At 71.0% G+C, this 23985-nt stretch carries 19 protein-coding genes; 16 read left to right on the plus strand and 3 right to left on the minus strand.

Going from position 1 to position 23985, the window contains the following annotated elements; all coding sequences use genetic code 11:
* Positions 1 to 49: 49 nt before the first annotated feature.
* Both EPA64_RS12805 and EPA64_RS12810 read right to left on the minus strand, forming a co-directional pair.
* A complete protein-coding gene (locus EPA64_RS12805; protein ID WP_134726748.1) occupies positions 50 to 634 on the minus strand; it encodes an NADPH-dependent FMN reductase in 585 nt (194 codons plus the stop codon).
* Positions 635 to 672: 38 nt separating this feature from the next.
* Positions 673 to 1158, minus strand: a complete 486-nt coding sequence (locus EPA64_RS12810) for a hypothetical protein (protein WP_134726749.1) — start codon at positions 1156 to 1158, stop codon at positions 673 to 675.
* 110 nt (positions 1159 to 1268) lie between these two features.
* Here EPA64_RS12810 and cobT point away from each other — a divergent pair, with 110 nt between their 5' ends.
* Complete coding sequence (cobT, locus tag EPA64_RS12815) at positions 1269 to 3131, plus strand: cobaltochelatase subunit CobT (RefSeq protein ID WP_134726750.1); 1863 nt, start codon at positions 1269 to 1271, stop codon at positions 3129 to 3131.
* Between the two features lie 101 nt (positions 3132 to 3232).
* Here cobT and epsE read toward each other — a convergent pair whose 3' ends face one another.
* Positions 3233 to 4441, minus strand: coding sequence for an exopolysaccharide biosynthesis GT4 family glycosyltransferase EpsE (gene epsE, locus EPA64_RS12820; RefSeq protein ID WP_134726751.1), 1209 nt, complete (start codon positions 4439 to 4441; stop codon positions 3233 to 3235).
* Between the two features lie 163 nt (positions 4442 to 4604).
* On the opposite strand from epsE, the gene EPA64_RS12825 reads away from it, so the two are divergent.
* The 15 genes from EPA64_RS12825 to pgi all read left to right on the plus strand — a co-directional run bounded on the left by EPA64_RS12825 (position 4605) and on the right by pgi (position 23967).
* On the plus strand, positions 4605 to 6401 hold the full coding sequence (locus tag EPA64_RS12825) for an aminopeptidase P family protein (RefSeq protein WP_134726752.1): 1797 nt from the start codon (positions 4605 to 4607) through the stop codon (positions 6399 to 6401).
* Between the two features lie 258 nt (positions 6402 to 6659).
* The gene (locus EPA64_RS12830; protein WP_134726753.1) at positions 6660 to 8039 is read left to right on the plus strand and encodes an FAD-binding oxidoreductase; all 1380 of its coding nucleotides are present in this window, start codon (positions 6660 to 6662) and stop codon (positions 8037 to 8039) included.
* A 140-nt stretch (positions 8040 to 8179) separates the two neighbouring features.
* Entirely contained in the window at positions 8180 to 9004 is an 825-nt protein-coding gene (locus tag EPA64_RS12835) for a glycoside hydrolase family 25 protein (RefSeq protein ID WP_134726754.1), read from the plus strand.
* A complete protein-coding gene (locus EPA64_RS12840) occupies positions 8968 to 9660 on the plus strand; it encodes a CPBP family intramembrane glutamic endopeptidase (protein ID WP_134726755.1) in 693 nt (230 codons plus the stop codon). The genes EPA64_RS12835 and EPA64_RS12840 overlap by 37 nt, the downstream gene beginning before the upstream one ends.
* 120 nt (positions 9661 to 9780) lie before the next feature.
* Complete coding sequence (gene aspS, locus EPA64_RS12845) at positions 9781 to 11559, plus strand: aspartate--tRNA ligase (RefSeq protein WP_134726756.1); 1779 nt, start codon at positions 9781 to 9783, stop codon at positions 11557 to 11559.
* Between the two features lie 151 nt (positions 11560 to 11710).
* Positions 11711 to 13078 carry a DUF1800 domain-containing protein gene (locus EPA64_RS12850; RefSeq protein WP_246026754.1) on the plus strand — a complete coding sequence of 456 codons (1368 nt, stop codon included), beginning with the start codon at positions 11711 to 11713 and terminating at the stop codon, positions 13076 to 13078.
* A gap of 9 nt (positions 13079 to 13087) precedes the next feature.
* On the plus strand, positions 13088 to 14263 hold the full coding sequence (locus EPA64_RS12855) for a DUF1501 domain-containing protein (RefSeq protein WP_134726797.1): 1176 nt from the start codon (positions 13088 to 13090) through the stop codon (positions 14261 to 14263).
* Between the two features lie 72 nt (positions 14264 to 14335).
* Complete coding sequence (gene alaS / locus EPA64_RS12860; RefSeq protein WP_134726758.1) at positions 14336 to 16996, plus strand: alanine--tRNA ligase; 2661 nt, start codon at positions 14336 to 14338, stop codon at positions 16994 to 16996.
* Complete coding sequence (locus EPA64_RS12865) at positions 16993 to 17292, plus strand: DUF1330 domain-containing protein (RefSeq protein WP_134726759.1); 300 nt, start codon at positions 16993 to 16995, stop codon at positions 17290 to 17292. The genes alaS and EPA64_RS12865 overlap by 4 nt, the downstream gene beginning before the upstream one ends.
* 60 nt (positions 17293 to 17352) lie before the next feature.
* Positions 17353 to 18147, plus strand: a complete 795-nt coding sequence (locus EPA64_RS12870; protein ID WP_134726760.1) for a class II glutamine amidotransferase — start codon at positions 17353 to 17355, stop codon at positions 18145 to 18147.
* Between the two features lie 216 nt (positions 18148 to 18363).
* Positions 18364 to 19581 carry an RSP_2647 family RNA methyltransferase gene (locus EPA64_RS12875; RefSeq protein ID WP_134726761.1) on the plus strand — a complete coding sequence of 406 codons (1218 nt, stop codon included), beginning with the start codon at positions 18364 to 18366 and terminating at the stop codon, positions 19579 to 19581.
* Positions 19578 to 20138 (plus strand): RSP_2648 family PIN domain-containing protein, encoded by a 561-nt coding sequence (locus EPA64_RS12880; RefSeq protein ID WP_134726762.1) that lies wholly within the window; start codon positions 19578 to 19580, stop codon positions 20136 to 20138. Before EPA64_RS12875 ends, EPA64_RS12880 begins: the two co-directional genes overlap by 4 nt.
* 65 nt (positions 20139 to 20203) lie before the next feature.
* Entirely contained in the window at positions 20204 to 21655 is a 1452-nt protein-coding gene (gene zwf, locus EPA64_RS12885; RefSeq protein ID WP_134726763.1) for a glucose-6-phosphate dehydrogenase, read from the plus strand.
* Positions 21656 to 21662: 7 nt separating this feature from the next.
* The gene (pgl, locus tag EPA64_RS12890; RefSeq protein WP_134726764.1) at positions 21663 to 22331 is read left to right on the plus strand and encodes a 6-phosphogluconolactonase; all 669 of its coding nucleotides are present in this window, start codon (positions 21663 to 21665) and stop codon (positions 22329 to 22331) included.
* Positions 22321 to 23967: a glucose-6-phosphate isomerase gene (gene pgi, locus EPA64_RS12895; RefSeq protein WP_134726765.1), complete on the plus strand. Its 1647-nt coding sequence runs from the start codon at positions 22321 to 22323 to the stop codon at positions 23965 to 23967. Before pgl ends, pgi begins: the two co-directional genes overlap by 11 nt.
* The last annotated feature ends 18 nt before the right edge of the window (positions 23968 to 23985 follow it).

Below are 23985 nucleotides of genomic sequence, written 5' to 3' on the forward strand. Positions count from 1 at the left end.
AGCGGGAATGGGCCGGTCAGCCACTGAGTAACCGGCTCCTCTGCTTACCTCACCCCTCCCGCGCCGCCTTCGTCGCCCTCGTCCACCACACCAGCTCCTCCAGCATGGCGTCCAGCGAGCCCTGCAGATGGTCCTCGATCTCGCTGATCGGCGCGTCCTGGCCGCCGGTCCAGACCTTGAAGAAATCGCCGCCGCCGATGTGGACGGCGTTTCTCAGCGGCACCATCTGCAGTTCCACCGCCGAGTTTCGCAGATGCTCCAGCGCCCGCGCGCCGCCCAGCGACCCATAGGCCAGCGCCGCCATCGGCTTGCGGTTCCATTCCTTGTAGGCCTGGTCCAGTGCGTTCTTAAGCGCCCCGGTGATCGAGCGGTTGTATTCCGCCACGATGAACAGATAGCCGTCGAACTGGGCCAGCTTGTCCTGCCACGCGACCGCGCGCGGATCGGACGAGGGCACCCACAGGTTCGACGCCGCCTCGTCAAAGAACGGCAGGTCGAAATCGCGCAGGTCCACCAGTTCAAAATCCAGTTCGGCGTGATCCTTGATCTTGCCCATCAGCCACTGCGCGGGCTTGTCGGCAAAGCGGGCCTTGCGGGTCGATCCGATGATGACGGCGATGCGGGGCTTGGGCATGGGGTTTCCTTTTCGGGTTGGGGCCGCTGGCACCCGCACTAGCGGGCATAGTCCATCAGCGCGCGGAACAGGTCGGGGGGCAGCGATTGCGGGTCGGTTATGGTGATCGTGGTGCCCGGCGGAAGGTCCGCAGGGGTCGCGGGCACATCTGCGGGCGGGTTAACGGCCGGGCGGGGCGGCAGCGTGAGGGGCGGCAGCGTCGGCATGCGGCTGACCGGCAGGGCTGCGGGCGCGCCGCTCGGGGCGGCCCCGGCAGAGCGGTCCGCCGGGGCGGCCAGCGCCTCGGCCTGGGCCGCGGCAAGGCGGGCGTCCAGCTCGCGCCCGCGCCGCGCCTCGATCTGCGCCAGCTGGGCGTTCACCTGGTCCTGCACCTGCTGCTGGATTTGCGCCGTCACCGGCCCCATTTGCGCGTTCACCGCCGCGACCCCGTCCTGGAACCCGCGGCGATAGGCCTGCTGCGGGGTTTCCGCCGACGCAGGGGCCGCGATCGCGGCCAGCGCGGCCAGGGCAAGGGCAAGGCGCATGTCGTTCCCCGCGGTCGGTTGCGCGGGGGCAACGCCGGACGGCCCGGTCCGGTTCGCCGCACCTCGTTTGCCCGGTGGACAGTCGCCCCGGCTTGGCGGAAAAGATAGACATGAAACCGACCGACAACCCCGCCGACCCGTTCAAGAAGGCGCTGGCCGAGGCGACCCGCGCCCTGGCGGACGAGCGTGAGCTGAACGTCACCTTCACCGCCGACCCGTCGGGCGTGGCCGGCGACACCATGCGCCTGCCGCAGGTCAGCCGCCGCATGACGCGGGACGAGATCGTGCAGGCGCGCGGCACCGCCGACGCGCTGGCCATGCGGCTGCGCCACCACGACGCCGCGACCCATGCCCGCTATGCGCCCGCCGGCCCGATGGCGCGCGACCTTTACGAGGCGATGGAAACCGCCCGCTGCGAGGCGCTGGGCGCGCGCGACATGCCGGGGGCGCTGTCCAACATCGACGCGAAGCTGGGGGCCGAGGCGGACCGCAAGGGTTACGGCCAGATCAAGGCCCCGGCGGACGCGCCGCTGGCGGTCGCGGCGGGCTATCTGCTGCGGCAGGCGGCGACGGGGCGCGCCCTTCCGCCCGCGGCGCAGCACGTGGCCGACCTGTGGCGCCCGTTTGTCGAACAGCAGGCCGCCGCCGCGCTGGACGACGCCACCGCCGCGCTGGCCGATCAGGCGGCCTTCGCGCGGGTGGCGCGCCGGGTGATCGCCGACCTGGGCTATGGCGACCAGCTGGGCGACGACCCCGACCAGCCCGATCAGGACGACGCCGACGACACCGCCGAGCCCGATCCCGAATCCGGCGACAACCAGGCCCGCGAGGAGGAGCAGGGCGACGACGCCGACGCCACCCCCGAGCAGAGCCAGGAGCGCACGCAGGACGAACGCCAGGCCCAGGTCAGCCTTGACGACCAGTCCGACGACGAGATGGCCGAAGACGCCGAAATGGCCGACAGCGAGATGCCGCCCGAGCTGCCGCCCCCGGTCAGCGAGGCGTCCGCCGACTACAAGGTCTACAGCCTCGCCCACGACGAGGAGATCCGGGCCGAGGATCTGGCCGAACCGGCGGAACTGGAACGCCTGCGGTCCTATCTGGACAAGCAGCTTGAACCGTTGCGGGGCGCGGTCAGCAGGCTGGCCAACAAGCTGCAGCGCCGGTTGCAGGCCCAGCAGAACCGCAGCTGGGAGTTCGACAAGGAAGAGGGCGTGCTGGACGCCGGCCGCCTGGCGCGCGTTGTCGCGAACCCGACGACGCCGCTGTCGTTCAAGGTCGAGAAGGACACCGAGTTCCGCGACACCGTGGTGACGCTGCTGATCGACAACTCCGGCTCGATGCGCGGGCGGCCGATCAGCATCGCCGCGATCTGCGCCGACGTGCTGGCGCGCACGCTGGAACGCTGTTCCGTCAAGGTCGAGATCCTGGGCTTTACCACCCGCGCCTGGAAAGGCGGCCAGTCGCGCGAGGCGTGGCTGGCGGCGGGGCGGCCGGCGGCGCCGGGCCGGCTGAACGACCTGCGCCACATCGTCTATAAATCCGCCGACGCGCCGTGGCGGCGGGTGCGCCCGAACCTTGGGCTGATGATGAAGGAAGGGCTGCTGAAGGAAAACATCGACGGCGAGGCGCTGGAATGGGCGCACCGCCGCCTGACCCGCCGGGCCGAGGCGCGGCGCGTGCTGATGGTGATTTCCGACGGCGCGCCGGTCGACGACAGCACCCTGTCGGTGAATCCCGCGAACTATCTGGAGAAGCACCTGCGCGACGTGATCGCGATGGTCGAACGCCGTCAGCAGGTGGAACTGATCGCCATCGGCATCGGCCATGACGTGACGCGCTATTACCAGCGCGCGGTCACGATCACCGACGTGGACCAGCTGGCCGGTGCGATGACCGAACAGCTGGCCGCGCTGTTCGAACCCGACCCCCGCAAGCGCGCCCGCGCGATGGCGGCCGGATCGCGGCGCTGATCGGGGCGGCGGGCCACGCGCCCGCTGCGCCCGACCGTGACGGCGCCTGACTGCCGCTGGCCCGTTGATCCGGTCAGCACCGCCCGCAGGGCCGCCCGACCTCAGCCGCGGCTTTCCGCAATCAGGCGGATCAGCGTCTCGGCGCCGCGGGCCGCGCCGAAGCCGCGGACGATCCGGTCCCGCCCGGCGCGTCCCAACCGGCCCGCCAGTTCCGGGTCGCCCGCCACGCGCAGGATCGCCTGCGCCAGCGCTGCGGGTGATCTGGGCGGAACCAGCAGCCCGTCGACGCCATCGGTGATCAGTTCGGCCACCCCGCCCGCCGCCGTCCCGATGGTCGGAACCTCGCAGGACATCGCCTCCATCAGGGCGACGCCCAGCGGCTCGTGCCAGCTTGCCAGCGCGAAGACATGCGCCGAGGTCAGCTGGCGATGCACCTCGCCCTCGGACACGGCGCCCAGCAGGGTCACAAAGGGCGCAAGCCCCAGTTCTCGGACCCGCGCCTCAAGCTCGCGGCGATAGCCGGTGCCGCCTGCGTCATCCTCTCCGGCGATGGTCAGCCGCACGTCATGGCCCCCGTCGCGCAGCTGGCGGACCGCCGCAAGCAGATCCTGGTGACCCTTGACGATGTTCAGCCGGCCGCAGGACACGACATGGATCGGGCCGCTCGCCGAAGGGGGCTGCCAGGGCGCGGTGCGTTTCAGCCGGTCGGTGTCGACGCCCATCGGCTGGACGGCGACGAGCGGGGGCACCGCGCCGGCAAGGGTGGCGCCCGCCTCGGACAGCAGCTTTTCCGTGATGATCGTGGCGAATGCCGCGTGGCGCCATTTATACGGCTGGCCGGGGCCGTAATCCTCAAGCGGGCCGTGCAGCGTCAGCGAATAGCGCGGCCCGCCCATGCGGAACGCCAGCGCCGCGATCAGGGCCGCGCGGCCGCAGGAATGGGCGTGGACATGATCGATCCCCTTCAACCGCGCCACCCGCACCAGCCGGCGGGCCGCGGGGAGGGCCAGCAGCAGGTCGCGCATCATCGACCGGGGTTCGCCCCGCCGCGCGCGCGCCAGATCGCCCAGCGGCAGGCGGCGCAGCGCGTCAAGCGCCGCCAGCGGATCGGCGCGGCCCAGATAGGTCGTGCGCGCCATCGCCTCGTCCGACCACTCATGCGCCACCAGCCCCGGCGGCGGCGGCCGGGTGGACAGCAGTTCGACCGCCACGCCCCGCGCCTCAAGCGCCTTCATCTCGCGCCAGAAGAAGATGTGCGTCTGTCCGGGAAACTGCGGGATCAGATAGCCCAAGCGAAGTAAGGAGGTCATTGCCACGGGCACCTGTGTCTTGTCAGCGCGACAGTTGGCCGCCGCCCCGCGCGGAGTCAAAGCCAAACTGCGCCGCGTTGCCGGCGGGCCGATCCGCGTTGGACGCTGGACGCCCCCGCCGGGATGCGCGACTGTCCCCGCGACGCGGGCAACGAGGGCAGTGATGGCGCTTCAGGATTTCGAGCAGGCGGGTTCGCCTGCGGACAGCGCGCCCCGCATCGCGGCGCTGCGCGCGCTGATGGCGCGCCAGGGCTTGGACGCCGTCATCGTGCCCCGCGCCGACGCCTATCAGGGCGAATATGTCGCCGACTGCGACGCGCGGCTGCGCTGGCTGACCGGGTTTTCCGGCAGCGCGGGGTTCGCCGTCGTGACGGCCGACCGCGCGGGCGTGTTCATCGACGGCCGCTATCGGGTGCAGGTCCGGGCCGAGACGGACCCGGCCACCTTTGCGCCGGTCCACTGGCCCGAAACCCCGGCCGCAGGCTGGCTGCGGGATGCCCTGCCGAATGGCGGCGTGGTGGGCTATGACCCCTGGCTGCATACGCGGGCCGAGATCGAGGCGCTGGCCCGTGGACTGGACGGCAGCGGCGTCGCGCTGCGCGCCGTGGCGAACCCGGTCGATGCGATCTGGCCCGACCGTCCGGCCCCGCCGCAGGGCGCCGCCCGCATCCACGACGCGACCCTTGCGGGCGCGACGTCGGCCGAGCGGCGCGGCGACATCGCGCAGGCGCTGACGGCGGCGGGGCAGGGGGCGGCCGTGCTGACGGCCCCCGATTCCATCGCCTGGCTGCTGAACATCCGCGGCGCGGACGTGCCCCGCAACCCTATCGTGCAGGCGTTCGCCACCATCGACGCGGCGGGTGCCGTGCATCTGTTCGCCGACCCCGCCAAGTTCGGCGCCGATGTGCGGGCGCATCTGGGGAACGCCGTGCGCATCGACCCGCCGGCAGGCTTTGCGCCCGCGCTGGCGGACCTGCAGGGTCCGGTCCGCGTCGATGCCGACACCGCCCCCGAGGCGGTCTTTGCCGCGCTGGAAACCGCGGGCGTCGCCGTCGCCCGCGACCGCGATCCAGTGGCGCTGCCCAAGGCGCGCAAGACGGCCGCCGAACTGGACGGCATGCGCGCCGCGCACCGGCAGGACGCCGTGGCGATGATCCGCACGCTGGCCTGGATCGACGCGCAGCCGCCCGGCAGCTTTGCCGAGATCGACGTGGTGCGGGTGCTGGAATCCTTCCGCCAGCAGGCTGGCGCGGCCGACATCAGCTTCGACACGATCTGCGGATCGGGGCCGAACGGGGCCATCGTGCATTACCGCGTGACCCGCGCCACCAACCGCATCGTGCGGGCGGGCGAGGTGCTGCTGCTGGATTCGGGCGGCCAGTATCCCTGCGGGACGACCGACGTCACCCGCACCCTGCCGGTGGGCAAGCCGGACCCGGCCGTGCGCGACGCCTATACCCGCGTGCTGCAGGGGATGATCGGGCTGTCGCGCCTGCGCTTTCCGCGCGGGCTGGCCGGGCGCGACATCGACGCGGTGGCGCGCGCGCCCTTGTGGCAGGCGGGGATGGATTACGACCACGGCACCGGCCACGGCGTCGGCGCGGCGCTGTGCGTCCACGAAGGGCCGCTGCGCATCTCGCGCCGGTCAGAGCTGCCGATCGGCCCGGGGATGATCTTTTCCAACGAGCCGGGCTATTACCGCGAGGGCGCCTGGGGCATCCGCATCGAGAATCTGGTCGCCGTCGAACCCGCCCAAAGCCCGGACGGCCGCGACCTGCTGGGGTTCGAGACGCTGACCCTGGTCCCCATCGACACGCGCCTGATCGAACCCGGCATGCTGAGCCGGGCCGAGATCGCATGGCTGGACGCCTATCACGCCCGCGTCGCGGCCGAGATCGGACCGCTGATCGACGACGCCGCAGCCCGCGACTGGCTGGCGCAGGCGAGCGCGCCGTTGTGACGCCGCGGGGGTCCGGGTCCGACCGGGGGCCAGCCCCCTTGGGCCTGCCGGCCCCGCCTCGCTGAAAACGGTCCGCTGGACCGTTTTCCGGGCGCTCGGCAGCCCGGAGTATTTCCGCCAAGAAGAAGCCATGGCGAGAGCCTGCGGGGCGGCACGGGACCGGGGCTTCGATGCCGCGCCAAAGGGTCGCGCTTGAACGGCGGCGCGCGCGGCGGCATGGTCGCGCGACGTTCTTCACCCACTCGCCCGAGGCCTGCCATGCCGATCCCTGCCACTGTCCTTGACCAACTGCGCGCCGTGCTGGGCGAACGGCTGTCCACCGGCGCGTCGGACCTTGAACTGCACGCCGCGTCCGAAACGTTCCACCGCGCGCCCCCGCCCGACGCCGTGGCGTTCCCGCAGACCACCGACGAGGTGTCGCAGGTTCTGCGGATCTGCAACGACGCCCGCGTGCCGGTGATCGGCTGGGGGACCGGCACCTCGCTGGAAGGCCACGCGCTGGCGGTCCACGGCGGGCTGGTCGTGGACATGATGCGGATGGACCGCGTGCTGGCCGTCCGCCCCGAGGACATGCAGGCCACCGTCCAGCCCGGCGTCACGCGCGAGGCGCTGAACCGCGAACTGCGCGCGACCGGGCTGATGTTCCCGGTTGATCCCGGCGCCAACGCGTCGCTGGGGGGCATGGCCGCGACCCGCGCCAGCGGCACGACCGCCGTGCGCTATGGCACGATGCGCCAGAACGTGCTGGCGCTCGAGGTGGTGCTGGCCGACGGGACGGTGATCCGCACCGGGACGCGCGCCGCGAAATCCAGCGCCGGATATGACCTCACCGCGCTGATCGTCGGGTCCGAAGGCACGCTGGGCATCATCACCGAACTGACCCTGCGCCTGCACGGCCAGCCCGAGGACGTGGCCGCCGCCGTCTGCGCCTTTGCCACGCTGGAGGATGCGGTGAACTGCGTCGCCCAGACGATGCAGATGGGCATCCCGATGGCGCGGATCGAGTTCATGGACGAGCTGGCGATGCGGGCGGTCAACCTGCATCTGGGATCGTCCTATCCCGAACAGCCGCATCTGATGGTCGAGTTCAACGGCAGCCCCGATGCGGTCAAGGCGGATGCCGAGGCCTTCGGCGCGCTGGCCGCGGACCACAACGGGCAGGGCTTTGCCTGGGCCACAAGCCTGGACGACCGCAACCGCCTGTGGGCCGCGCGCCACGCGTCCTATTACGCGGCGCTGCGGCTGCGGCCGGGCGCGACGGGCATGTCCACCGACATCTGCGTGCCGATGTCGGAACTGCCCGGCGCGGTGGCCGCGGCGTCGGCCGACATGCACGCAAGCGGGCTGCTGGGCGACGTGGTGGGCCATGTCGGCGACGGCAATTTCCACGTGCTGATGCTGCTTGAACCCGGCAACGCCGAGGAACTGGCCGCGGCAAAGGGCGTCGCCACCCGCATGGCGGAACGCGCCATCGCGGTCGGCGGGACGATCAGCGGCGAACACGGCATCGGGGTGGGCAAGCGCCCGCTGATGGCCGCCCAGCACGGCGCGGCATGGGGGGTGATGGGCACGATCAAGCGCGCGCTGGACCCCAACAACATCATGAATCCGGGCAAGATGGTGCCGGACATGAACTGACCGGCGCGGCCCCTGCGGCGGTCCTGACGCGTTCGTGATCCGCCCCGCGTCCGCGCCGGCACGGGGGCAGCGTGACAATCCCGCGCCCGCCATGAAAGATGCCCGCCAACGATAATCAAGACTTTGGGGCGACAGGCAGCATGCGGTTCTTGTTCAAGGCGATGGCGGTTCTGACGATTGCGGCGGTGGCCGCGTGCGGGGGACCGCCGCGCCGCGTCGTCACCAACATCAGCATCGGGTCGGGCCAGTCGGTCCAGGGCGCGTTCCGGGGCGGCGCGGTGCCCGCGCTGGGCGACAGCGCCCCCCATGTCTGGACCAGCGGCCACCCCTATGACCACCAGGTCCACGGCGTCGACGTCTCGCGCTATCAGGGCGGGGTGGACTGGCACACGGCGCGCCGGGCGGGGATCAGCTTTGCGTTCATCAAGGCGACCGAGGGGGGCGACCATTCCGACCCCGCGTTCGGCACCTATTGGGCGCAGACGCGGGCGGCGGGCATCCCGCGCGGCGCCTATCATTTCTATTACTTCTGCCGGTCGGGGGCGGAACAGGCGGCCTGGTTCATCGCCAACGTGCCGCGCGAGCGCGGCGCGCTGCCGCCGGTGCTGGACCTGGAATGGAACCACGCCTCGCGCAGCTGCAAGCACCGGCCGTCGCCGGCCGAGGTGCAGCGCGAGGTCAACACCTTCATCGGCATGGTGTCGCGCCATTACGGCCAGCGGCCGATCATCTACACGACCGTCGATTTCTATCACCAGACCGGGGTGCGCAACATCAACGCCGAGTTCTGGCTGCGCTCGGTCGCCGATCATCCCAGCCGCATCTATCCCGGCCAGCGCTGGAGTTTCTGGCAGTATACCGGCACCGGGACCGCGCCGGGCTTTTCGGGCAACGTGGACCTGAACGCCTTTGCCGGAAGCAGGCCGCAATGGAACCGCTGGCTGGCCGCCCGCTCGCAGCGGTGACGGCGCGGCCGGCCGGCGCGCGCGGGCGCGGCTGGCTGTGGGCCGAGTTCGTCGCGCTGTATGCCGGCGCGCCGCTGGCGATCGCGCTGTTTCTGAACCCGGACTGGATGTTTGCCGCGCTGTTCGGGTTCACGCTGGTCGGTCTGGGCCTGATCTGGCTGACCGGAGAGTTCGACTGGCGCGAGCTGGTGCGCGGCTGGGGCCGGGTGCGCTGGGGGCGGACGGCCGCGTTCGCGCTGTTCGTGGGCGCGACGGGGTTCCTGATCATGGCGGCGACCCGGCCGGGGTTCGTCCCGTACCTGTCGCCCGAACGCCTGCGGTTCCTGGCGGTGCTGTGGCTGCTTTACCCGCTGCTGTCGGCGCTGCCGCAGGAACTGATCTTTCGCGCCCTGTTCTTTCACCGCTATGCGCCCCTGCTGCCCGATCCGCGCGCGGCCCGGCTGGTCAACGCGGCCGTGTTCGCGCTGGCGCATCTGATGTACTGGTCGGTCGTGGTCGCGGTGATGACCTTTGTCGGCGGCTGGATCTTTGCCCGCGTCTATCAGCTTCGCGGCTTTGCGGCGGTGTGGATGCTGCACGCCGTCGCCGGCAACGTGCTGTTCACCGTGGGGATGGGGACGTATTTCTGGTCGGGCAACGTGGTGCGGCCGTTCTGACCCGGCCGTCCGCGACCCCGCTGCCGTGACCGCGCCTTGACTTCGCGGCCGCAAATCCGTGTAAGCACGCCCGACACGCGCCGCCACCACCCGCGGCCCCGACGCCCGGAAGGACACCCGATGAACGCCTATCGCAGCCATACCTGCGGCGCCCTGACCGCCACCGAGGCGGGCGCGCCCGTCCGCCTGTCGGGCTGGGTGCATCGCGTGCGCGATCATGGCGGCGTGCTGTTCATCGACCTGCGCGACCATTACGGCATCACCCAGGTGATCGCCGACGGCGACTCGCCCGCGTTTGCGGCGCTGGAGCGGCTGCGGGCGGAAACGGTCGTGCGCATCGACGGCCGCGTCAAGCTGCGCGACGCGAGCCTGGTGAACCCAAAGCTGCCGACCGGCGAGATCGAGGTCTATGCCACCGACGTTCAGGTGCTGGGCGCGTCCGACGACCTGCCGCTGCCGGTGTTCGGCGATCAGGACTATCCCGAGGAAACGCGCCTCGCCTATCGCTTCCTCGACCTGCGGCGCGAAAGCCTGCACAACAACATCATGCTGCGGTCGCGCGTGGTCAAATGGCTGCGCGACGCGATGTGGGACGCGGGGTTCACCGAGTTCCAGACGCCGATCATCACCGCGTCCAGCCCCGAAGGCGCGCGCGACTTCCTCGTGCCCTCGCGCCTGCATCCGGGCAAGTTCTATGCGCTGCCGCAGGCGCCGCAGCAGTTCAAGCAGCTGATCATGGTCGCGGGCTTTGACCGCTATTTCCAGATCGCGCCGTGTTTCCGCGACGAAGACCCGCGGGCCGACCGCTCGCCCACGGATTTCTATCAGCTCGACATCGAGATGTCCTTCGTTGAACAGCAGGACGTGTTCGACACCGTCCAGCCGGTCATCCAGGGGCTGTTCGAGACATTTGGCGGCGGCCGCCGGGTGGACAGCGAATGGCCGCTGATCCCCTATGTCGAAAGCCTGCGCAAATACGGCACCGACAAGCCCGACCTGCGCAACCCCATCGAGATGCAGGACGTCAGCGAACATTTCCGCGGCTCGGGCTTCGGCATCTTCGCCAAGCTGCTTGAGCAGGAGGGGACCGAGGTCCGCGCCATCCCCGCGCCGACCGGCGGGTCGCGCAAGTTCGCGGACCGCATGAATGCGTTCGCGCAGGCGCAGGGGCTGCCGGGGATGGGGTATATCTTCTGGCGCAAGGCTGACGACGGCACGACCGAGGCCGCCGGTCCCATCGCCAAGGCCCTTGGCCCCGAGAAGACCGAGGCGATCCGCGCCCAGCTGGGCCTGAAGGAAGGCGATGCGGCGTTCTTCCTCGGCGGCAAGCCCTCGGACTTCGAGGCCGTCGCGGGCCGCGCGCGGACCGAGATCGGGCGCGAGCTGGGCCTCATCGACGAAAACCAGTTCAAGTTCGCCTGGATCGTCGATTTTCCGATGTATGAGCGGACCGACGACGGGAAAATCGACTTCAGCCACAACCCGTTTTCCATGCCGCAGGGGGGGCTGGACGCGCTGAACGGCGACCCGCTCAAGGTTCATGCCTGGCAGTATGACCTTGCCTGCAACGGGTATGAGCTGATCTCGGGCGGCATCCGCAACCACACGCCGGAAATCATGTTCAAGGCGTTCGAACTGGCCGGTTACGGCCGGGACGAGGTCGAAAAGCGTTTCGGCGGCATGGTCAAGGCGTTCCGCTATGGCGCGCCGCCGCACGGCGGTTGCGCCGCGGGCATCGACCGCATCGTGATGCTGCTGGCCGACGAGAGCAACATCCGCGAGGTCATCATGTTCCCGATGAACCAGCGCGCCGAGGATCTGATGATGGGCGCGCCCAGCGAACCGACGAACGAACAGCTGCGCGACCTGCGCCTGCGGGTGCTGCCCAGGGACGCCTGACCGCGACGCCTGACGCGGGGCTTTGCCGGGCGGCGGGCGCCCCCGGCCGCTCGCGCCCATGTCAGCAAAGCGTGAGGTGCCCTGCCGCGCCGGGCGTGGCATAGACGGACCGTGCGGGGCGCGATCCCGCGCGGCGACAAGGGGCCGACCCGTGCCACAGACGACCGATTTCGCCGACGTTCTTGCCATCCGTCTGGGCTTTGGCCTTGGACCGGACCCGGCCGCCGCGGATGCGGCCGCGATGCTGGCGTCGGTCGATGCGGCCCGCGCGGGTGACGGCTGGACCGTCCCGCGCGCGGGCGAGGCGCATCGCCAGTTCGCCAAGTCGCGGCGCGACCGCGACGCGGGCACCATCTCGGCCGACGAATACAAGCGCATCTCGCACGAGCTGACGGCGCTGAACCGGGGCGTGCTGCGCCGCCGGATCGCGCGCGCGGTGGGTGCTCCGGCGGGATTCGGCGAACGGCTGGTCCAGTTCTGGACCGACCATTTCACCACCGTCGCCCCGAACCTGCCCCAGCAGATGATGGCCGCCGCCTTCGTGGACGAGGCGATCCGCCCGAACCTGAACGGCCGTTTTGCCGACCTGCTGTTCGCGGCCGACACCCATACGATGATGCTGGTCTATCTCAACCAGGTGAACAGCTTCGGTCCCGGTTCGGTCTTCGTACGCAAGCGGCCCGAAAAACGGCTGGGCCTGAACGAGAACCTGGCCCGCGAGGCGATCGAGCTGCACAGCCTGGGCGTCGGCGCCGCCTATACACAGGCCGACGTGCGCGAACTGGCCGAGCTTCTGACCGGCCTCAGCGCCGACAACCGCAAGGGCACGCGCTATATCGCGCAGGCGGCGGAGCCGGGCGCGGACGTGGTGCTGGGGGAAAGCTATGGCGGGCCGGGCACGTCCGGGATGGACGAGATCCGGCGCGCCATGACCGACCTTGCCGGCCACCCCGCGACGGCCGCGCATCTGTCGCGCAAGCTGGCGGTGCATTTTGTGGCCGACGACCCGCCCGACGCGCTGGTGGCCGACCTGACCGATGCGTGGCGGGGCAGCGGCGGCGATCTGGCGACGGTCTATGGCGTGCTGGTCCGACATCCCGCGCTGATGGCCGGATTCCGGCACAAGGCGCGCCAGCCCTTCGACTTCATCGCCGCATCCCTGCGGGCGCTGGGACTGGGCGAGGCGGGGGTGATGGCGCTGGACAGCCAGCGCGTCCAGCAGGCGCTGGCCTATCCGCTGACGCTGATGGGCCAGCCCTGGAACCGCGCGCGCGGCCCCGACGGCTGGCCCGACCGGGCCGAGGACTGGATCACGCCGCAGATGCTGTCGGCGCGCATCGGCTGGTCGCTGCGCCAGCCCGCGCGGCTGGTCGATCCGCTGCCCGACCCGCGCGCGTTCCTTGCGACGGCGCTGGGCAGCACCGCGTCCGAGCCGCTGGCCCGGGCGGTGCCGCGCGCCGAATCCGCGCGCGAGGGGGTGGCGATCGTGCTGGCCTCCTCGGACTTCAACCGCCGCTGAGGGGGCATGATGCACACACGCCGTTTCCTGCTGAAATCCGCGCTGATGGCGGCCTGTTCGGCGGCAGCCCACCCGTTGCTGTCCACCATGACCTTTGCCGCCGCGCCCGGCGACAACCGGCTGGTGGTGATCGTGCTGCGCGGCGCGATGGACGGGCTGGACGCGGTGCAGCCATACGGCGACCGGGCCTTGCGCGGCCTGCGGCGCGGCATTTCGCTGGGGCCGCAGGGCGGGGCGCTGGACCTGGACGGGTTCTATGCGCTGCACCCGGCGCTCGCCCCCTTGATGCCGCTGTGGCAGGCGGGCGAGCTGGGTTTCGCGCAGGCCGTCGCCACCCCTTACCGCGACAAGCGCAGCCATTTCGACGGCCAGGATGTGCTTGAGGCCGGGACCGGCAACGACCTGCCCATCGACGCGCAAAAGGGCGGCTGGCTGAACCGGCTGCTGCAGCAGATGCCCGGCGCCAGCGCCGAAACCGCCTATTCCGTCGGCACCGAGGAGATGCTGATCCTGTCCGGCCCCGCCCACGCGCTCAGCTGGGCACCGGACGCGCGGCTGTCGCTTTCGGCGCAGGCGCAGCTGCTGCTGACCGAGGTCTATCACGACGACCCGCTGTTCCGGCAGGCCGCCGCCGACGCGGCCGAGATCGGATCGGCCAGCATGGCGCCGGTGGGCGAGGGCGGCCCGAAAGGCGACGCCGTCAAGCTGGCGCGGTTTGCCGCAGACCGGCTGAACGGGGCGACGCGCATCGCCTCGTTCTCGCTGTCGGGCTGGGACAGCCACGCCCGTCAGCCGCAGGTCATCACCCGGTCGCTGGGCGCGCTGTCGGACGCGATCCTGACGCTGCGCGCCGCGCTCGGCGCGAACTGGGGGCGCACCACCGTGCTGGCGATGACCGAATTCGGCCGCACCGTGCGCGAGAACGGGTCGGGCGGCACCGACCACGGCACCGGCGGCGCGCTGGTCATGGCGGGGGGCGCGGTGCGCGGCGGCCGGGTCTATGGCGACTGGCCGGGTCTGGGGGAGGGGATGCTGTATCAGGACCGCGACCTGCTGCCGACCCGCGACGTGCGCGCCTATGCCGGCTGGGCGATGCGCGGGTTGTTCGGGCTGGACGCGGGGCTGGTCGAACGCAGCGTCTTTCCGGGGCTGGATCTTGGGGCCGACCCGCGCTTTCTGCTGTGACGGCGCCATTCTGGACAGGGGGGCCGCGCATCGCTATCTCTGCGCGGCAGCATTTCCCCGCAGGACACCCCAATGGCCAGCCTGAACGACATCCGCGCGACATTCCTGGATTTCTATGAACGGAACGGGCACGCCCGCGTCGACAGCTCGCCGCTGGTGCCGAGGAACGATCCGACGCTGATGTTCGCCAACTCGGGCATGGTGCAGTTCAAGAACCTGTTCACCGGGCTGGAAAAGCGCGACTATACCCGCGCGACCACGGCGCAGAAATGCGTGCGCGCGGGCGGCAAGCACAACGACCTGGACAACGTCGGCTATACCGCGCGCCACCACACGTTCTTTGAAATGCTGGGCAACTTCAGCTTTGGCGATTACTTCAAGGAACAGGCGATCCCCTATGCGTGGGAGCTGCTGACCAAGGATTTCGCCATCCCCAAGGACCGGCTGCTGGTCACCGTCTATCACACCGACGACGAGGCCGCGGAGATCTGGAAAAAGGTCGCGGGGCTGACCGACGACCGCATCATCCGCATCCCGACCGACGACAACTTCTGGCGCATGGGCCCGACCGGGCCGTGCGGCCCCTGCACGGAAATCTTCTTCGACCACGGCCCGTCGATCCCCGGCGGCCCGCCCGGCAGCCCGGACGAGGACGGCGACCGCTTCATCGAGATCTGGAACCTCGTCTTCATGCAGTTCGAGCAGTTCGAGGACGGCAGCATGAAGCCGCTGCCGAACCCGTCCATCGACACCGGCATGGGGCTGGAACGGATCGGCGCGCTGTTGCAGGGCAAGCACGACAACTATGACACCGACCTGATGCGGGCGCTGATCGAGGCCTCGGCCCATGCGACCAGCAGCGATCCCGACGGGCCGGGCAAGGTGCATCACCGGGTCATCGCGGACCATCTGCGGTCCACCAGCTTCCTGATCGCGGACGGGGTGATGCCGTCGAACGAGGGGCGCGGCTATGTGCTGCGCCGGATCATGCGCCGCGCCATGCGCCACGCGCACATGCTGGGCGCGCAAGACCCGGTCATGCACCGGCTGGTGCCCGCGCTGGTGCGCCAGATGGGCGCGGCCTATCCCGAGCTGGTGCGCGGCCAGGCCATGATCGAGGAAACCCTGCGCGGCGAGGAAGCGCGCTTCCGCCAGACGCTGGACCGCGGCCTGCGCCTGCTGGGGGATGAGCTTGGCCGCCTGCCCGAGGGCGCCGACCTGCCCGGCGAGACGGCGTTCAAGCTGTATGACACCTATGGCTTTCCGCTGGACCTGACGCAGGACGCGCTGCGCGAGCAGGGGCGCGGCGTCGAGGTCGCGGGCTTTGACGCCGCGATGGCGGAACAAAAGGCCAAGGCCCGCGCCGCCTGGGCCGGGACGGGCGAAACCAAGGACGCCGCGATCTGGTTCGAGATGGCCGACCGCTTCGGCGCGACCGAGTTCCTGGGCTATGACACCGAAACCGCCGAGGGCGCGATCCTGTCGCTGGTGATCGACGGGACCGAGGCCGAGACCGCGGCCGAGGGCCAGCAGGTCCAGATCGTCGTGAACCAGTCGCCGTTCTATGCCGAAAGCGGCGGGCAGGTGGGCGACACCGGGCTGATCAAGACCGAAACCGGGGCCGCGCGCGTCACCGACACGCGCAAATCCGGCAGCCTGTTCATCCACGTGGCCGAGGTGACGCTGGGCCAGATCACGCGCGGGCAGGGGGCCACGCTGTCGGTGGACAGCGACCGCCGCGGCAAGGTCCGGGCCAACCATTCCGCGACGCATCTGCTGAACGAGGCGCTGCGCGCCGCGCTGGGCGAGCATGTCGCGCAGAAAGGCAGCCTGAACGCCGACGACCGGCTGCGCTTCGACTTCAGCCACGGCAAGGCGCTGTCGGCCGACGAGCTTTCGCAGATCGAAGCCGAGGTGAACGCCATCATCCGCCAGAACACGCCGGTCGAAACCCGCGTGATGGCCCCGGACGACGCCCGCGCACTGGGCGCGCAGGCGCTGTTCGGCGAGAAATACGGCGACGAGGTGCGCGTCGTGTCGATGGGCCGCAAGCCGGGCGCGGGCAAGGGGTCGAACAACGACACTTATTCCATTGAACTCTGCGGCGGCACCCACGTCGCCCGCACCGGCGACATCGGGGCGTTCGTGCTGCTGGGCGACAGCGCGTCGGCGGCGGGCATCCGCCGGATCGAGGCGCTGACCGGCCCCGCCGCGCTGGCCCATCTGCGCGCCGCTGAGGGGCAACTGACCGAGATCGCCGTTCTTCTCAAGGCGCAGGCGGGCGACGTGGTGGACCGGGTGCGGGCGCTGGCGGACGAACGCAAGGCGCTGGCCAACGAGGTCGCGCAGCTGCGCCGCCAGCTGGCGATGGGCGGCGGCGGGACCGAGGCCGGGCCAAGGGAAATCGGCGGGCTGCAGCTGATTGCCCGCACCGTCAGCGGGGTTTCCGGCAAGGAACTGGGGGCGCTTGCCGACCAGATGCGCGGCGGGCTGACCCGCGGCGCGGTGGTCGTCATGGCCGAGGACAACGGCAAGGCCACCGTCGCCGCCACCGTCACGCCCGATCTGGCCGACCGCCTCAGCGCCGTCGCGCTGGTGCAGGCCGCCGTGGCCGCGCTGGGCGGCAAGGGCGGCGGCGGGCGGCCGGACCGCGCGCAGGGCGGCGCGCCCTCGCTGGACGCCGCCGCCGCCGCCATCGCCGCTGTCGAACAGCTTGTAAGGGACGCCGCATGACCGCGCTGTGGATTGCCCATGTGACCGTGACCGACCCGGACCGCTATGCCCGCTATGCGGCGCTGGCGACCGGGGCCATCGCCGCGCATGGCGGCCAGTTCCTTGTCCGCTCGGGGGCGTATGTCCAGCTTGAGGGCAGCGACCGCGCCCGCAACGTCGTGGCGCGCTTTCCCAGCCTGCAGGCTGCCGAGGCGTGCTATCGCTCGGCGGAATACCAGGCGGCGCTGGACCACGCCCGGGGCGCTGCCGAACGCGACCTTGTGATCGTCGAAGAGAACGGCGACGGCACGAAATGACGTGATCGGTCAAGCTTTGCCTGCTAGCCTGCGCGCAAAGCACAAGAAAAGGGACGGGGCATGTGTCGCTGGGCGGCCTATATCGGCAGGCCGATCTATCTTGAGGACATCGTCAGCCGGCCCGGCCATTCGCTGATCCGGCAAAGCCACGGCGCCACGCGCTGCCACACGGCGGTCAACGCGGACGGGTTCGGCATCGCCTGGTATGGCGACCGCGACGAACCCGGCCTTTACCGCGACGTGATGCCCGCGTGGTCCGACCCGAACCTGCGCAGCCTGACCGCGACGGTGAAATCGCATCTGTTCATGGCGCATGTCCGCGCCTCGACCGGGACCGCGACCAGCCGCAACAACTGCCATCCCTTTGCCGTCGGGCGCTGGTCGTTCATGCACAACGGCCAGTTCGGCGGCTATGACGGCTGGCGCCGCTCGGCCGAGGTGCTGATCCCGGACGAGATGTATCCGCACCGCAAGGGCGCGACCGACAGCGAGGCGCTGTTCCTTGCGGCGCTGGGCGACGGGCTGGACGCCGACCCCGCGGGCGCGCTGGCCCGCGCCACGGCCCGGTTCCAGGCGCTGGCGCTGGCGCGCGGGGCGGCCCCGCATGTGCGGCTGACCTGCGCGTTCTCGGACGGGCGCAGGCTATACGCGGCGCGCTATGCCTCGGACGACCAGGCGCCGTCGCTGTATCACCGCTGGTCCGACAGCCGTCACGGCTGCGCCGTCGTGTCCGAACCGCTCGAGGTCGAGCAGTCCGACTGGATCGAGGTGCCGCAGGGGTCGTTCTGCGTCTTCGACGGGGCCGAGGTGACGATCACGCCCTTTGCCCCCGCCGAACTGCGCGCGGCCGCCTGACGGCAGACAGCCCGATCCTGCGCCCGCTGTCCGGGCTTCTTCTTGGCGCAAATACTCCGGGCTGCCGGGCGCACCCGTGGACCGTTTCAGCGAGGCAGGGGCCGGCAGGCCCAAAGGCTGGCCGCCGTCTTGCCCGCCACACCATGCCCGCGGCCGCGCCACGCCGCTTGTCCCACAAGCCGCGCTGTGCGACAGCCCGCCGCAAAGGAACCTGCGATGACCCCAATCCCCGCCGACCCGCCCGCCGATCTTCCCGTCGTCCGGCTGCGCCCTAAGGCGAACGCCCGCGCCGTCCGCCACGGGTTCCCGTGGGTCTATGCCGATGAGCTGGTGATGGACCGCCGCACCGGCGCGCTGCCGCCCGGCAGCTTTGCCCGGCTCGAGGATGCCGAGCGCGGGTCGCTTGGCGTCGTCACCGTCAATCCGAAATCCCGCATCGTCGCGCGGGTGATGGACGCGGACCCGGCCGCCCTGATCGACCGCGACTGGCTGGCGGCGCGCCTGCGGCGGGCGCTGGCGCTGCGCGAGCGGCTGTTCGACGCCCCGTTCTATCGGCTGATCCATGCCGAGGCCGACGGGTTGCCGGGCGTCATCATCGACCGTTTCGGCGATGCCGCGGTGATCCAGCCGAACGCCGCCTGGGCCGACCGGATGGCGGGTGATCTGGCCGCCGCGCTGGCGGATGCGACGGGCGTTGCGACCATCATCCTGAACGGCAGCGGCCGCGCGCGCGGCCTCGAGGGGCTGGACGACCGGACCGAGGTGCTGGCGGGCGGCCTGTCCGCGCCGGTGCCGGTGCCGATGAACGGCGCGATCTATATGGCGGACCTGCTGGGCGGGCAGAAGACCGGGCTGTTCTTCGACCAGCGGCTGAACCACGCCTTTGCCCAGCGGCTGGCGGCAGGCGCGCGGGTGCTGGACGTCTTCAGCCATGTCGGCGGCTTCGGGCTTGCGGCGCTGGCGGCCGGGGCGGCGCAGGCGACCTGCGTGGACGCCTCGGGCGCGGCGCTGGCGCTGACGCAGGCGGGGGCGCAGGCGATGGGCGCGGCGGACCGGCTGGCCACCCGCCAGGGCGACGCCTTTGCCCAGATGGAGGCGCTGGCGGCCGAAGGCGCGCAGTTCGACGTGGTGATCTGCGACCCGCCCGCCTTTGCGCCCGCCAAGCCCGCGCTGGACGCGGGGCTGCGCGCCTATGAACGCGTGGCCCGGCTGGCCGCGCCGCTGGTCGCGCCCGGCGGCTATCTGGGGCTGTGTTCGTGCAGCCACGCGGCCGATCTGTCGGCGTTCCGCAACGCCAGCGCCCGCGGCATCGGGCGGGGGGGTCGGCGGATGCAGCTGATCCACACCGGATTTGCCGGTCCCGACCACCCGATGCTGCCGCAACTGGCCGAAAGCGGATACCTCAAGGCGCTGTTCTTCCGGCTGGACGGATGAAGGCGGTCCTGGACGCCTGCGTCCTTTACCCGACCGTCCTGCGCGAGATCCTGACCGGCGCGGCCGGGGCGGGGTTGTTCCAGCCGGTCTGGTCGGCCCGCATCCTTGGGGAATGGCGGCACGCGGCTGCGCGGCTTGGCCCCGATCAGGTGGCCGTGGCAGGGGCCGAGATCGCGCTGCTGGCCAACCGTTTTCCCCGCGCCAGCGCCCGCGACGACGGCTGCGCGGCGATCGGGATCGACTGGCCCGACCCCGCCGACCGCCACGTGGCCGAGGCTGCGCTGGCCGCGGATGCGCCCCTGATCGTCACCGCCAACCTGCGCGATTTCCCCCGCCGCGCCACCGCCGCGCTGGGGCTGGCCGCCGTCCACCCGGATGCGTTCCTGACCGACCTGCACCGGGCGCACCCCGACGCCGTCGCGGCCATCGTCGCCGCATCGCATGCGCGGGCGCAGGCGATGGGCGGGCCGCTGGCCCTGCGCGACCTGATGGCGCGGGCGCGGCTGCCGCGTCTGGCCAAGGCGCTGGCCCGCGCCGGGACACCGCCCGCGCGATGAGACCAACAGGCTTGCCGTTATCGCTAACATCTCCTAGCACCGTCCCATCACGGACGGAGAACCTGATGGTCTCGCGGCTTATCCGGGTCGATGATTTCGACCTTGTCATCTTCGGCGCGACGGGCGACCTCGCGCGCCGCAAGATCCTGCCGGGCCTGTTCCGGCGCCATGCCGCGGGCCAGTTTCCCGACGCCGCGCGCATCATCGGCGCCGCGCGCACGACGATGAGCGATGCCGAGTTCCGCGCAGATGCCGCCGCCGCCATCGCCGAGTTCGACCCGGCGCGCGCCCAGGCGCCGGAACTGCCCGCCTTTCTGGACCGGCTGCACTATGTCCCGATCGATGCCACCGGCGACGATGGCTGGTCCGACCTTGCCGCGCTGATGCGCCCGGGCGCGATCCGCGCGTTCTATTTCTCGGTTGCGCCCAGCCTGTTCGGCGCCATCGCGGAACGGCTGGCGGGCCACGGCATCGCCGACGCCGACAGCCGCATCGTCGTGGAAAAGCCATTCGGCCGGGATCTCGAGTCCGCGCGGGCGCTGAACCAGACCTTGGCGCGGCATTTCGACGAGGGGCAGATCTATCGGATCGACCATTATCTGGGCAAGGAAACCGTCCAGAACCTGATGGCCGTCCGGTTTGCGAACATGCTGTTCGAGCCGTTGTGGAACGCCCATTACATCGACCACGTCCAGATCACCGTGGCCGAAACGGTCGGCGTGGCCGGCCGGGGCGCCTATTACGATCAGTCCGGCGCGATCCGCGACATGATCCAGAACCATCTGATGCAGCTTGTCTGCCTGATCGCGATGGAGCCGCCTTACCACTTCGACCCCGCCGCGGTGCGGGACGAAAAGCTGAAGGTCATCCGCGCGCTCGAGCCGCTGGCGGCGGGCGACATCGTGCGCGGCCAGTATGTCGCAGAGGGCGCGATCCCCGGCTATCTCGACGACGTCGAAAACCCCGCCAGCCGCACGGAAAGCTTTGTCGCGCTCAAGCTGCGGATCGCGAACTGGCGCTGGCAGGGGGTGCCGTTCTATCTGCGCACCGGCAAGCGGCTGCGCGCCCGCACCAGCGAAATCGCGGTCGTCTTCCGCGAGCCGCCGCATTCCATCTTTGACCAGACCGGCCCCCACAAGCCGAACGAGCTTGTCATCCGGCTGCAACCGAACGAGGGCATGAACCTCAAGGTGATGATCAAGGAACCGGGGCCGGGCGGCATGCGGCTGGTGCAGGTGCCGCTGGACATGTCCTTCGCCGAGGCGCTGGGGCCCGAGGGCACCGACATGCCCGACGCCTATGAACGGCTGATCACCGACGTGATCCGGGGCAACCAGACGCTGTTCATGCGCGGCGACGAGGTCGAGGCCGCCTGGGCGTGGACCGACCCGATCATCGCCGCATGGGAAGGGGGGACGGCAAGGCCCGAACCCTATGACCCCGGAACCAGCGGCCCCGACGAGGCTTTGGGGCTGATGCACCGCGACGGCCGCCGCTGGCGCGAGATCAAGGCATGAGGGCGCGATGAGGATCAACGAACACCCCGACCGCGAGGCGCTGACGCTGGCCGTCGCCCACGACATCGTCACCTCGCTGGGCATGGTGCTGCGCGCTCAGGACCGCGCCACCCTGTCGCTGCCCGGCGGATCGACGCCGGTGCCGGTGTTCAAGGCGCTGTCGGCGGCACCCTTGGACTGGGACCGCGTGACGATCATCCCCGGCGACGAACGCTGGGTTCCGTCCGACCACGCCCGGTCGAATGCGCGGCTGATCCGCCGTCATCTGCTGGAGGAGGGCGTGGCGGCCGACCTGATCGACCTTTACGACCCCGCGCTTGATCCCGACGCGGGCGCGGCGGCGGCGTCGGCCCGCGTCGCCGGCTTCCTGCCGCTGTCGGTCCTGCTGCTGGGCATGGGCGAGGACATGCACACCGCCAGCCTCTTTCCCGGCGCGCAGGGGCTGGCCGCGGCGCTGGCCGCCGACGCGGCCCCCGTGCTGCCGATCCGCAGCGACACGGCGGAGGAGCCGAGGGTGACGCTGACCCTGCCGGTGCTGAAAGGCGCGACCGAGGCGTTCCTGATGATCACCGGTCCCGAAAAGCGCGCGGCCCTTGAACGCGCCGCGGGCCTGTCGCCGGAACAGGCCCCCATCGCCGGGCTGCTCAGGGATCTGACGGTTCACTATGCCGACTGACCGCGCCGCCGCGCCGAAAACCATCGGGGACGCCGCCTGGGACGCGCTGGCCGCCCACCGCGCCGCCACCGCCGGCCGGCGGATCGAGGCGCTGTTCGCCGCCGATCCCGACCGCGCCCACCGCATGACCACGCTGGCCGACGGGCTGGCGCTGGACTGGTCCAAGACCGCGATCGACGGGCGGGCGCGCGACCTGCTGCTGGCGCTGGCCGCGTGTGTTCCCGACCGCCGCGCCGCCATGTTCCGCGGCGACCGCATCAACCAGACCGAGGACCGCGCCGTCCTGCACACCGCCCTGCGCCGCGCGGGCGGGCCGGTGCCGTCCGACAGCTGCGACGTCATGCCCGAGGTGCTGGCGACCCGCGCCCGCATGGCGGATTTCGCGCGCGCGGTGCGGTCAGGCGCGTTTCGGGGGCAGGGCGGGGCGATCACCGATGTCGTCAACATCGGCATCGGCGGGTCCGACCTTGGCCCGGTCATGGCGACGCTGGCGCTGGCGCCGTATCACGATGGGCCGCGGGTGCATTTCGTGTCCAACGTCGATGGCGCCGATATCGCCGACACGCTGCGCGGGCTGGACCCCGCGACGACGCTGGTGGTCGTGGCCTCCAAGACCTTCACCACCATCGAGACGATGACCAACGCCGCCACCGCGCGGGACTGGATGGCGCGCACCGTCGCCGATCCGGGCGCGCAGTTCGCCGCGCTGTCGTCGGACGGGGCGCGGACCGCGGAATGGGGCATCGACAGCTCTCGCGTGTTCGGCTTTGCCGACTGGGTGGGCGGGCGCTATTCGGTCTGGGGACCGATCGGGCTGTCGCTGATGCTGGCGATCGGGCCGGACGACTTTGCCGATTTCCTGGCGGGCGGCGCAGCGATGGACGCGCATTTCCAGACCGCGGCCCTGGACCGCAACATGCCGGTGATGCTGGCGCTGGTCGGCATCTGGCACCACCAGATCTGCGGCTATCCGACCCGCGCGGTGCTGCCCTATGACAACCGGCTGCTGCGCCTGCCGGCCTATCTGCAACAGCTTGAGATGGAATCGAACGGCAAGCGCGTGGTGATGGACGGGTCCGACCTGACCCGCCCGTCCGGCCCCGTTGTGTGGGGCGAGCCGGGGACCAACGGCCAGCACGCGTTCTATCAACTGATCCATCAGGGCACCGAGGTCGTCCCCTGCGAGTTCATCGTCGCCGCGCGCGGGCACGAACCCGACCTGGACCACCACCACCGCCTGCTGGTCGCCAACTGCCTGGCGCAAAGCCAGGCTCTGATGCGCGGCCGCTCGCTGGACGAGGCGCGCGCCCTGATGGCGGCGCGCGGCCTGACCGGACCCGAGGCGGAACGCCAGGCCCGCCACCGCGTCTTTCCCGGCAACCGCCCCTCGACCACCCTGCTGATCCCGCAGCTGACGCCGTTCACGCTGGGGCAGATCGTCGCGCTGTATGAACATCGCGTGTTCGTGGAAGGCGCGATCCTGGGGATCAACAGCTTTGACCAGTGGGGGGTCGAGCTGGGCAAGGAACTGGCGCTGCGCGTCGCGCCCCTGCTGGAAGGGGGGGCGACCGAGGGGCACGACGGTTCGACCCTCGCGCTGGCCCGGCGGGTGAGGGATCTGCGCGGCGACGCCTGAGGCGGGGGGGCTGTGGGT

The organism is Paracoccus luteus (genome assembly GCF_004522155.1).
Lineage (GTDB): Bacteria > Pseudomonadota > Alphaproteobacteria > Rhodobacterales > Rhodobacteraceae > Paracoccus > Paracoccus luteus.